The organism is Algibacter lectus, from assembly GCF_900112395.1.
Lineage (GTDB): Bacteria > Bacteroidota > Bacteroidia > Flavobacteriales > Flavobacteriaceae > Algibacter > Algibacter lectus.
The window spans coordinates 183,161-195,688 of sequence record NZ_FOLN01000001.1; the positions used below are offsets into that span (position 1 = coordinate 183,161).

Below are 12,528 nucleotides of genomic sequence, written 5' to 3' on the forward strand. Positions count from 1 at the left end.
GGCACCTTTTTAATATAAACACATTATAATACCAATTAAAATATACATTCTACATAAATCAATAATATTAAAATTTTTTAAGCTTCTTTTTCAACATAATTAAAACTTTAATCATGAAATACTTTTATTTATTGTTTTTCTATTTAATCAGTTTACCTATTGCAGCCCAATTAGAGAAAGCCACTTTCAAACCTTACCTCTTTATGGCTTTTTCTGATGATATTCCTGAAACACATATATATGGCGGATTACACTATACTAACATTCATAATACCGTACCAGATAATTGGGTTGGGAGCTTTTATCAAAGCGGCATGATGCATACCTGGTACAGACCTGCAAAAATATACGACCTTACTGATTTCAGCAGAGATAAATATGGTTACCATTCTATAGAAGGAGGAGCCGGCTATAAACCACGTAATAACTTCCACAATTACAAAACGCCACAAAAATTTACTATGGGTGGAGTTTCCGGTGGTTTTGGAGCTTTCAGTAATGGCCCCGCTCAAGGCGCTCCTGGTCTAACAAATTCAAGAAAAACCCCTACACTTCGTTGGGAAGAAAATACCGGGCGTTACGGAGCTGCAGCAATAAGCAACGCTCTACTTTTTCCTTTAGATGGCATTGGGTTTATGGAAGGAGAAAACAATAAAATGTTTGGGTATGGATATTATGCACTTCCATTTACTGAACCGAAAAACACAACAGCGGGAGAAAACAAACCAACAGGAAATAAATCTTGGACACTTTTTTTTAATACTAAAAACTTTAGTGGGCCTGTTGCATTTCATACCCCATACCATTGGTCTAAGCGAACTTTAACCCATGGAAACATATCAGGAAAAACATTCGACAATAGCCTTTTGAAACTATCACCTCGTTTTCAGAGAGAAACAAATAATTTACCTGCAAAAAAATGGATAGATTCTAATGGAGATACGTATTATAAAATTTCTCCTGTATACATGCCCATGGACTCAGATGGTATTGGACGGATAGGAACCATGCCAATGAATTTAGATAATACTATGTGGAACGAAGTAAACGATTGGTTTAATGGCGGGCCTGTTGCTACAACAAATTTCAATGCCCGTAAAGGCGAAATTCATATTAGAACTAATACAAATATTAAGGCATCCTATCGGTTAGACAAAACAAAAAACATCACTACATCCAACTTTGTTTCTAGGGTAAGCGACCCTAACGATACTTATGCAGCCGCATTCAAATGGAAAGGGGAATTAATTGAAAAAGTAGAAGGACGCAACCTTGTTAAGCTACCGGAATATTATATGTTACCAAAAGGAAGTAAATCTCCTATAGCAATTCCTGAAACCAAAGTGCCTGATGAAAGTGGTTTAAAGAAAATAAACTCTCGAACAGATTATGAGAACGATTGGGAATTTGATGACTATAATCGAGATACTATTTATACACCATTGCTTCCTGACTACGCATATAGTGATAAGATTGTAGATGTTTGGACAAAACCAGGTCCTATAGCAGGACCATATTATGCGATATTAGATGATCGAAGTACTACTGTTTATTACTGGTATAAATTTAATGAACAGCCATCTATTTTAAATTCTGACATGGATGAAGCAGAACGAGAACTTATTCAAAAAAGAGTAGAACTTATTCATAAAAATTGGCATAAAGACGACCAATATTTCCCAGATCCTAAACAAGAGAAAATCTCCTTAGACACCAACTTATTAGTTACACCACCTAAAGGGTTAGAAGCAGGATATGTACCTATTTGTGTACACCAACAGTTATCTACAGAAAAGTTACCTAATTTCCCACAGATAAATAGGATATAAAAAACTTATCACGACTTAAAAATAAAGCAGAAAAAACATGCTTAATTAAAGGAACCTAAATGATGGATTTAAATATGAATTCATTTTAATATTTACTTTTCCACGGTTTTGATTTTAGAATATATATAACAACCAAATCTATAATCAACAAAAGTATATAACAAATTATAAAGCAATGAAAAACAAAACCTCGTATCTCTTTTTGATCTTAGTATCATGTTTATATTATTGCACTTATGCACAAAATGCATCACAGCCTAATATTGTCATCATTTATGCAGACGACATGGGGTTTGGTGATTTAAATTGTCAAAACCCAAATTCTAAAATACCTACTCCATTTTTAGACCAATTAACTTCCGAAGGCATGCGCTTTACAGACGCTCATAGCTCATCTGCAATTTGTTCCCCAAGCCGTTTTGCTCTATTAACGGGGCAATATCACTGGCGAAGAACCCATGGTATAGTTAAGTCTTTTGGAGAACCACTTTTTAAAGATACAGATGTTACACTTCCGCAACTTTTAAAAACAGAAGGTTATAAAACTGCAGCTATTGGAAAATGGCATTTAGGTTGGCATTGGAATTTTATTAATAAAGAACCCACAGGTGAACGCACGTATTGGGGCAGATCCCACAAAACTTATTTAGTTGAAGATATCGATTGGGAAGCACCACTAAGAGGAGGCCCTCTAGATCGTGGATTTGATTATTATTTTGGAGATGGCACTATTAATTTCCCACCATACGCATGGGTTGAAAATGATAAATTTGTAGATATTCCAAATGAATTTTTCGAATTCAATCAATTTGAAAGAGACGTAAAAGAAATGGATTGGGATTCGCGTCCAGGCCCTAAAGTAGCAGGTTGGGATCCCTACACCGTACTACCTACATTAACAAAAAAAACAATATCATGGATTGATAATCAAACAAAGGATAAACCGTTCTTTTTATATTTAGCCTTACCATCGCCTCATGCTCCTATTATCCCAAATGATGAATTCGACGGCACATCAAAAGCAGGTGCATATGGCGATTTTATGGTTCAAACCGATTGGATTGCCGGACAAGTTTTAAAAGCACTTAAAAAAAATGGCTTGGAAGAAAACACCATCGTTATTTTTAGTTCAGATAATGGCCCCGAAAAAATTGCTTTCGAAAGAGCAGAAAAATTCGACCATTACAGTATGGGTGATTTTAGAGGTTTAAAACGAGATCTTTGGGAAGGCGGGCACCACATTCCGTTTGTTATTAAATGGCCAAACCATATTAAAGCAGGAACAGTTTCCGATAATCTAATATCTCAGGTCGATATAATGGCTACTCTTTTAGAAATTACTGAAACTAAAATCCCCGAAACAGGTGCTATCGATAGCCAAAGTTTTTTATCTATAATTACTGGTAACACGAACAAAAACAACCAAAGAACAGCAACCATACATAATACCAATGCAGGAGGATATGCTGTACGAAAAGATAATTGGTTATATATAAATAAAGTAACGGGCTCTGTTTCAAGAATGCCCGAATCCTTTAAAAAACTGAGTGGATACAACGATTTTTCAACAGAAGGTTTACTTTTTGATTTAGAAAAAGATCCTGAACAATGTGTCAATTTATTTGAAAAATATCCTGAAAAAATCAGGAACATGAAAGCTTACCTAAAGCTAGAAATGGATAAAGGCTATTTAAATTAATAAAAACAAGAACGACCGAGATATCCATTGAAATTAGAAACAAAGGTTCCAATTGGTCAAAATAAACACATACAAATGAAACGCAGACAATTTATAAAACTATCAGGAGCTGGAGCCACAGTTCTTCCGCTTACCCCGTCTTGGGAGTATCTAGGTAAAACACCTTCCATGTATAGCTTTCCACAAATGATTGGGGAAGTCAGTCAATCTTCTGCTATTTTACAAACCCGACTTACCAAGAAAAACAGCATGCCCGAAACTGGTTTTAGCACTGCTGAAGCTTTATTAGATTATGATATTGATGGTACTTCTGGCGTTGCTCAATTTGAAATTGCAGACAACCCTAAATTCAGAAAAGCACACACATCACCTTGGATTAGCGCCAAAGCAAACAACGATTTTGTTGTAAAATTTAAAATAGACGAACTTAATCCGGATACCAAATATTATGTAAGAGTACATTACGGTATTACAGAATTAAACACGCAAACCGGACCTACAAGTTCATTTTCAACCTTACAAACACCAGAATCAGAAAAACCAGTTTCTTTTGTTGTAACCTCTTGTATGAACTTAGGAAAGTTTTTTCTTGGAGGTGGTGCCTTAAGAGCAAAAGAAAAAAGTAGAGCCGCCCAAGGTGAAGACAGAAAACTAGGATTTCCCGCATTGGCTGCCATGCAAAAAACAAAACCTGTATTTTGGGTCCAAACCGGAGATACCGTATATTATGACTATCCAAATAAAGGCATCGCAAAAACACAAACCGAATTACGAGCGAAATGGCACCGCCAAATGGCTATGCCTCGTATGTATAATTTTCTAAACGAAGTACCAGTCTATTTCATGAAAGACGATCATGAATACAGGTATAACGATAGCGACAACGAAGAAAATGGTAAAGCCCCATCACCAAGCTTAGCGAGAGCCACTTTTTTAGAACAAACACCTGTAGCCGCACCGGAAGATGAAAACCCGGTAACCTTCCGTACTAGACAAATAAATAAACATTTGCAAATATGGATGCCCGAAGGCAGAGACTATAGAGATACCAATACAATTCCGGATGGTCCGCATAAATCTATTTGGGGAAAAGCACAACTTAAGTGGATTAAACAATCGCTATTAGAAAGCACAGCAACGTTTAAACTGTTTATTGTTGCCTCGCCTTTGGTTGGCCCAGATGATGCTTCTAAACACGATAATCACGTGAGTTATGGTGGTTTCCAACAAGAACGCGATGCCTTTTTCCATTGGTTGAAAAAAAATAATATTGACAAAAACTTTTATATTATTACAGGAGATCGCCATTGGCAATACCATTCCATTCACCCAGCAGGTTTTGAAGAATTTAGTACAGGAACCATTAACGGACAAAACTCCAGACCAGGAAGAAAACCGGGTGATGTAGGCTCTACAGACCCTTTAGGACTAATAAAACAGCCTTACATACAAGAAGACCCAACAGGAGGTTTCCTATTGATTAAAATAGCCCCACCCGAAAACGAAAAAACAGCACAACTTAGTTTTGAAACCATAGACGAAAGCGGCAACCAACTTAATTTGGCTGTGAAAGACGTGAAGTAATTCTGTTTAGTATTTTTAACAAAAAAAAGAGCGGATATATGTAATAGAAAATAACTACTACATATGCCCGCTCTAATTATATGGACTTAAAAGTACTTTTACCTCAATGCCAATTACCTTTTCAAAGGCTTGCTATACCATCCGCTTTATAATCTTCTTGTACCTTACAACAACAACAATGTTCAAGCCTTAAATATCTTCTTTTTACAAAAAACTATCAATTATTAGTGTTCACGGCCATACCTTTATTTAATTACAATTTTTTTTGTTTCATTAAAATTTTCAGAAATTATCTCAAGCAGATATAAACCACTACTCAGACCAGAAATATCTATTTGCCTAACCGCTCCTTTTCTTTTTATTAATTCTTTTCCTGAACTATCAAATATTTTAATAACCATATCATTTGATAGGGAGAGTTGTTCATAATCGACATTAATAAAAGTAGTTGTTGCTGGATTAGGATAAATTAATATATTATTATTTTCATCAAACTCATGTACACCTAAAGTAACTTGTCTATATTCTTCTTGAATGTATGAGGGCGCTGGTGATTCTAAATCTCGATAGAATTCTCCAGTTATATTCAGTTCTCCACCTGTCACACCTCCAATACCAGAATTTGCACCAAAGAAATAATACCAATTATAACGCTCTATAAAATCAGTTTCTTCAAGAGCTTCTGTCAAGCCTTTTATATTAGCATATCCCTTTTCTACTGTAAGATTAGCAGATCCCATGTTTGGATTACCATAGTTATATTCTGTCACCCATATTGGAAGATTATATCGATCATGAAGTGCTTTGAATCGTTCTATAAATGAAGCCTTTGAACGACGTACATAGTCATGAGCTGGAATAAAATCAACACGATAACCACGTGTTACGCAAGAATCCATAAATTCTTGAATCCAAGCCCCGTCATTAAAAAAATCTTTTGTTGTACTATATTGTATATTCTCAACACCAGGAGCACCTATTCTAAGACCAGAGGCCAATAGTTTTGGATAAGCCTCTAAAGCTTGTTCTACCGTTAAATTTGATTGTCCTGAGTTATCTGGTTCATTAAATGCCATGATATGATTCCTAGTCATATTCTCTCCAACCGTTTTCATACTTTCGATCGATGTATAATTATCTCCCTTACTCCAAGCCATGGGAACAAATTGCGCATCTGAACTCTGATTAGTCATTCCTAAGCCCCAATTATAATACCAGGTGGAGTTATAATTATCTTGACTCGTCCATTTCACATCTCCTAAGCTTCCTTTTTTACCTACAGGATACCAAGGGCTCACACGTATGAATGAAATAGTACCTTGCAAATCATCAGGCAAATTAATTTCTAAAGCATGATCCTGAGCAATATATACTTTGCTAAAGCCTAACCCATTAATATCTTGAGCAAAAGTAGCCATATATCCTTGCTCTAACTTAAATGAAACAGCCCAATCCTCGTATTCACCTAATCCTCCATTATAGTAGCCACAATAAATGTCGTGCTCTGCACCCGAAAAACCATACCCATTGTACATTTTAAGAACAGGATCATTTACCCTAGTAGTTGCAAAAATATCTTGTGCTGTTTGAAGCTCTAGAATAGCAGTATCTATAACACTAGAAGCGGCATCACAATTAGCAGCTACTAGATTGGCATTATCAACAGCCAACTGAAAATCATCTACAGCAGATTGTGTATATTGATTGTAAATAGTACCGATAGATGCAGAACTTAATAAACTTTCTGCGGCGGCTACATTACTTATTAAAAGCAAACGATTTTCTTCACCGTCAAACAAAGAAATATTATCAAAATAGAACTGACCATTATTATTATACATAAAAAGCAACTGAATATCAATTTTAGAAATATCTTCAGCATCTTCTAAAAAAGGAACATCAGCTGTCATCAATTCTCCATTACTATAAAAATCGACTTTTTTTGATGCAAAGTCAATTTTAGTAGAAATTGTAAAATTTTTGTTTGATGGAAAACCTACCGCAGGGTCACTAGCTACAAAACCACTAGGAACTCCATCTTCCATTGAAGTTGCATGTTTAATATTAGCAGTTCCAATACCTAAGGCAACACTTGATAAATATTTACCTGAAGATGAAACTAAATGTACTTGACAATTAACAGAGGCCCGCGTAGCAGATACATCAAAAGAAAAAGTAGAATTACTAGATGTAGGACTAAAATTACGGAATGCTGAAGGCATCTCTATATTATGGTTAAACTTTAGCCTGCCACCTTCTACAGTGACTCTCCCAGACGTGTTATACTCTTCCCAATGACTAGCTATAGCGCCATCAACATCAAAAGTTTCATTAAATATCGTTCCGCATACAACATCTTGACCGTAGATAAAAACACCGTATAAAAGTGTTATTAATAAAATAGTTTTGTTTTTCATTTTTTGTTAATTTTCGATATTTTTTATAAAACTAACACTTTAACAGGTAAGATATCACCTCTATTTTATCAAAACTAGATACTATTTCAGTCCTCTTATAAAGTTAATTGATAATAAACCTTTTTAAACCTTAAATAATAAAATGGTCACGAGTATGATTTTCTCAGGGTATTAGTAAGTTCCTTAGGTTAAACAAAATAAGACAGCAAGTTATGTTCATACCTTATTTTATCCGCTTTTTCAATTAAATATTAATAAAGTTAACTTATTATATTCTAACAGTAAGTTTAATTTTCTTTAAATCTTTTTCTAATGAAGATGCTCCAACAGAAATAGTAAACGTACCAGGTTCAACCACCTTTTTCATGCGTTGATTTAAAATATTTAACTCATCAAAACCGAGTTTAAAGCTTACTGTTTTTGTTTCATTAGGCTTTAGACTAATACGTTTAAAGCCTTTTAACATTTTCAAGTAACGTCCAACAGAAGCATAATCATCACGAACATACAGTTGAACCACCTCATCTCCAAATTTATCACCCGTATTTGTGACATTTACTGAAACCGTAGTAGATCCATCTGGAGCAATACTAAGGTCTTCTAATTTTAATTCAGAGTACTGAAATGTTGTATAACTTAAACCAAATCCAAAAGGATATAAAGGTGATTTATCGGTGTATTTATAACGCCCTTTACCCGAACCCACAAAATCTGGACGCTCTAAATAGGTTACAGGAATTTGCCCCACAGAACGCGGAAATGATACGGTTAATTTCCCACCAGGATTAACATCTCCAAAAATAGCATCCGCAATAGCATCCCCAGATCGCATACCCAAATACCACGTTTCTAATACCGCAGGAATATTTTCAGCTATATAATTTATAGATAATGGACGCCCATTTATTAGAACCACAATAACCGGCTTTCCTGTTTTCTGAATAGCCTCTACCAATTCATTTTGAACACCTAATAAATCAAGACCTGAACGATCTACACCTTCACCACCAGTTCTACGAGAACCACCAACAACAAGCACAACAGCATCTGAATTGTTAGCCGCATCAATAGCTTCGGAAAATCCTGCTTTAGAATCTCCAGTTAAGTCACAACCTTGAGCATAGTTAATTTCAATATTACCTTTCGTTTTAGCTTTAAGACCATCCAAAACTGAAACATAATATGGTGGCAGTCCAGAATACCCGCCCAATAAAGCATAACTACTATATTCTACAGGTCGTTTTTCGGTAGCATTTGGCCCAATAACGGCCAACGACTTAATATTTTTAAGATCAAGCGGCAGTAAGTTATTATCATTTTTTAATAAAACAATAGCTTTTTTAGCCATTTCATAAGCATAATCTTGATGTTCTTTTTTACTTACAATAGTATCTTTTTTTACAGCCTTAGGTTCCGAATCGAATAAACCTAATTTATATTTTGCTGCTAAAACGCGTGATACCGCCGTATCAACATATTTTACAAGCGCAGGATTTTTTGTCAACGTATCTTTTAAAATGGTAGAATGATAACTTAATTGCTCTCGAATCTTACCTAAGGCTAAATCCATATCCACCCCAGCTTTTAAAGCTAACAAAGCTGCTTCTACTCTTGTTTCTGGAATAAAATGCATGGTTTGCAAACGACTAACATCATTATTATCGGAAACTACAAAACCATCAAAACCTAATTCATCTCTTAAAACATCATTCAATAACCAAGAATTCATATGGCATGGTACACCATTAAAATCCTGATGCCCCGGCATAATACTTCCTATCTGCGCTTCTTTTACAGCAGCCTCAAAAGGCGGAAGGAAAACCTCGCGCAATCTGCGCTCCGACATATCGCTAAACCCACCGTTAATACCACGTCGGTTTTCTGGATAACCCACATAATGCTTTGCGGTAGACATCACATGGTTTTTATCGAAACGCTCATTTCCCATACCTTGCATACCTTGTATAAAAGCAACACCCATTCTAGAAACCAAATAAGGATCTTCACCATAAGATTCCTCTACTCTACCGTATCTAGCATCTCCAGAAATCACATCTAAATTAGGAGAATAAATATGAGTAATATTTAAAGCACGGGCTTCTAATGCCGTTTGCTCAGCCATTTTTTTAACAAGCTCCGGCTCCCATGTAGACCCTAAAGCTAAAGCTTGTGGATAAACCGTAACCCCATCAACCCACAATCCGTGTAAACCTTCACCAAATTTCATAAAAGGAATCCCTAACCTATCGTTAGCAGGAGCATCTTGAGTGAGTTCTGCTATTTTTTCATCCAAGGTCATTTTACCAACCAGCCGCTCTACTTTTTCTGAAATATTCGAGTCCGCTTGCTTATTATTTTGTGCAATCGACCTGACGGAAAAGCAACTCATTATAACAAATAGAGTTACTCCAATATTTAGTGTTTTTTTCATTTATTGTTGTACTAATTTATTTAATTAAACTTACAATGCGTTCCATACTATTAACAAAAAAAAGAGGCAAACTATGAGGTTTAACCCTTCAGTAGCACTGCCTCTTTTAAATTATATTATAAAATTAATTTATTGACTTTCATCTAAAAAATTAATTCTCTTTGTTCTCCAGGCTTTAAGACCACATCCGTAATCTGGCCTAACGCTCTCACTTTACAAGAACCTCCTTTTTCCGAACTGATATTAACCACTAGCTTCTCTTTACTCCAATCCATATCCAATTCAAAATTACCTCTAGCATGTAAACCGGTAACTTTTCCTTGAGACCATTGCTTAGGAATTGCAGGTAACAGATGAAGAATAAAATTCCCTTTATCATCTTTTAAATGACTCTGAATTAACATTTCTGAAACCCCAGCCGTTGCGCCTAAATTACCATCTATTTGGAACGGTCCAATGGTATTCATTAAACTATTTTTACGACCTCTACTCAATAAAGTCACTAAGTTTTTATGTGCTTTCTCCCCTTCTAATAATCTAGCATGCATTAACAAACCGTGCGCATAAGCCCAGCCCATACCACCTTGTCCGTTCTTTTCTCTCCACTCTAAACTCTTTCTTACAGCTTCAAATAATTCTGGTGTTTCCTCTGTTATTAAAGAGAATGGGTGTACACCTAGCATATGAGAAAGGTGTCTATGACCTGGTTCTTTCTCTTTTAAATCTTCTCTCCACTCCATCATTCTTCCATTTTTTTTAGAAACAGGAAAATCAGGTAATGCTTTTTGAGCTTCAACAATACGCTTTTGGATAGCATCATCTATCTTCATAATAGCTGCAGCTTCTTGAGTGGCTTTAAAAACAGCTTTTATAATAGATAAATGATAGGTTGACGTTGAAGTAATACGAAGCATTTTATTAGACTCCAAGTCTAAATATTGATTTTCGGGTGAAGATGATGGTAAAAAATGAAGTACGCCATTTTTATCCTGAACCATAACGTCTAAAATAAACTCACTAGCTCCAGATAACATGGGGTATAATTCTTCTTTTAAGAAAACCTCATCTTGTGTATATTCATAATGATCCCATAAATTCATCACCATCCATGCGCCTGGCAAAGCATCTAAAACGCCATTATTAAATTGAGATGACAAGGTGGAAGCCGAAGGCGTTACCCGCCCAAACGGATTTGAAGCATGATGAGAAAACCACCCATTAGAGCCATACATGGATTTAGCATAAGGCCTACTTGCTTCAGTAATTTTTTTAAACCATGAAATTAATGGATCCATAGTTTCTGAAACATTAGCCACATCTGCCGACCAATAATTCATTTGCAAATTCACATTTAAATGATAATCTGCTTCCCATGGCGCCCACATACGCTCACTCCATTTTCCTTGTAAATTTGCAGGAAGTACAGAGTTTGAACGCGAACTTCCCATTAATAAATACCTACCAAACTGAAACAAATGCGCTTCTAATCCCGCATCGTTAGGGTTTGCTTTGTAAGCTTTTAAACGAACATCCATAGATAAAGAATCTAAGGCTGAGTCTCCCAGTTCTAGGCTAACTCTATTAAACATCGCTGCATGTTCTTTAGTATGCGCTCCTTTTATTTCATCCCAGGTTTTACTTAAAGCAGTAGCTAAAACGTTTTCAGCCTTCTCTTTCGGATTTATACTTGGGTCAAAATTTAATATTTCTAAATTATAATCGGTTGCTGCTGTATATTTTAAAACAATTTCATTAGCACCGCTTACTTTTAACTTATCATTTTCGGCAGTAATAGTACCACCTTCAATAGCTGTAGAAAGTCGTGCCGCAAAACTCATGTGAGCACCACCTTTACCAGAACCACCTGCATTCTCATCTTTTGCATCAGGGTATTCCACATCAACAATTTGACCATCCATATGAATAAATCCATCTGCTGTAGCAGAAATTTTAACATCTTTTGGACGCTCTAACCCAATACTACAGTTTAATTTTTTATCCCCATTTGTTGAAATACGAATGCACAATACATTATCGATTGCTGAAATAAAAGATTCTTGAGTTATGGTAGATCCATTAATTTCATAGGTAACTTTAGATAAGCCAGTAGACATATCCAATTCCCTTCTATAATTAGCCACGTCTTCTTTACTTCCGAAGTCAATTAACAAATCACCCAAAGGTTCATAAGACCTAAAGGAAGCAGGTCCAGCGGTTAAATATTCCAAACCGTAATCGTTAGCTTCCATACTTTTACCTTCCAAAATTAAATTCTGAACCGTGGTTAGTTTTTCACGAAAACCTTCAGCATATGGATTTTCAGGAACACCTGCCCACAAACTTTCTTCATTTAACTGAAACCGCGCAACATCGGTACCTCCAAAAGACATGGCTGCAAGTTTTCCGTTACCAATAGGAAAAGCATCCGTCCAAATTTTAGCGGGAGAATCGTACCATATTGTATTAACAGCACTTGTAGATTTTTCAGAGATGGATTCACTTTTACATCCCAAAACAACCTGCGACAAAACCGCTGTTATAATAAATAGTTTTAAAAATTTCATTTAT

At 35.6% G+C, this 12,528-nt stretch carries 6 protein-coding genes; 3 read left to right on the forward strand and 3 right to left on the reverse strand.

Annotated features, from left to right (window positions below; translation table 11 throughout):
• The first annotated feature begins 113 nt into the window (after positions 1–113).
• The 3 genes from BM246_RS00715 (at position 114) to BM246_RS00725 (ending at position 5,112) form a co-directional block, all read left to right on the forward strand.
• The gene (locus BM246_RS00715) at positions 114–1,829 is read left to right on the forward strand and encodes a hypothetical protein (protein WP_074935389.1); all 1,716 of its coding nucleotides are present in this window, start codon (positions 114–116) and stop codon (positions 1,827–1,829) included.
• Between the two features lie 175 nt (positions 1,830–2,004).
• A complete protein-coding gene (locus BM246_RS00720; protein WP_074935390.1) occupies positions 2,005–3,528 on the forward strand; it encodes a sulfatase family protein in 1,524 nt (507 codons plus the stop codon).
• A gap of 75 nt (positions 3,529–3,603) precedes the next feature.
• Positions 3,604–5,112, forward strand: coding sequence for an alkaline phosphatase D family protein (locus BM246_RS00725; RefSeq protein ID WP_139221814.1), 1,509 nt, complete (start codon positions 3,604–3,606; stop codon positions 5,110–5,112).
• A 245-nt stretch (positions 5,113–5,357) separates the two neighbouring features.
• Here the strand turns inward: BM246_RS00725 and BM246_RS00730 are convergent, their stop codons facing one another.
• The 3 genes from BM246_RS00730 to BM246_RS00740 form a co-directional block, all read right to left on the reverse strand.
• On the reverse strand, positions 5,358–7,529 hold the full coding sequence (locus BM246_RS00730; protein ID WP_074935391.1) for a T9SS type A sorting domain-containing protein: 2,172 nt from the start codon (positions 7,527–7,529) through the stop codon (positions 5,358–5,360).
• A 268-nt stretch (positions 7,530–7,797) separates the two neighbouring features.
• Positions 7,798–9,960 (reverse strand): beta-xylosidase, encoded by a 2,163-nt coding sequence (locus BM246_RS00735; RefSeq protein WP_074935392.1) that lies wholly within the window; start codon positions 9,958–9,960, stop codon positions 7,798–7,800.
• Between the two features lie 143 nt (positions 9,961–10,103).
• A complete protein-coding gene (locus BM246_RS00740; RefSeq protein WP_074935393.1) occupies positions 10,104–12,524 on the reverse strand; it encodes a glycoside hydrolase family 95 protein in 2,421 nt (806 codons plus the stop codon).
• Between the last annotated feature and the right edge of the window lie 4 nt (positions 12,525–12,528).

What these genes read in the sequence shown, in the direction of transcription:
- BM246_RS00715 (WP_074935389.1), top strand. Translation starts at nt 114, where the DNA reads ATGAAATACTTTTATTTATTGTTTTTCTATTTAATCAGTTTACCTATT.
- BM246_RS00720 (WP_074935390.1), top strand. Translation starts at nt 2,005, where the DNA reads ATGAAAAACAAAACCTCGTATCTCTTTTTGATCTTAGTATCATGTTTA.
- BM246_RS00725 (WP_139221814.1), top strand. Translation starts at nt 3,604, where the DNA reads ATGAAACGCAGACAATTTATAAAACTATCAGGAGCTGGAGCCACAGTT.
- BM246_RS00730 (WP_074935391.1), bottom strand. Translation starts at nt 7,529, where the DNA reads ATGAAAAACAAAACTATTTTATTAATAACACTTTTATACGGTGTTTTT.
- BM246_RS00735 (WP_074935392.1), bottom strand. Translation starts at nt 9,960, where the DNA reads ATGAAAAAAACACTAAATATTGGAGTAACTCTATTTGTTATAATGAGT.
- BM246_RS00740 (WP_074935393.1), bottom strand. Translation starts at nt 12,524, where the DNA reads ATGAAATTTTTAAAACTATTTATTATAACAGCGGTTTTGTCGCAGGTT.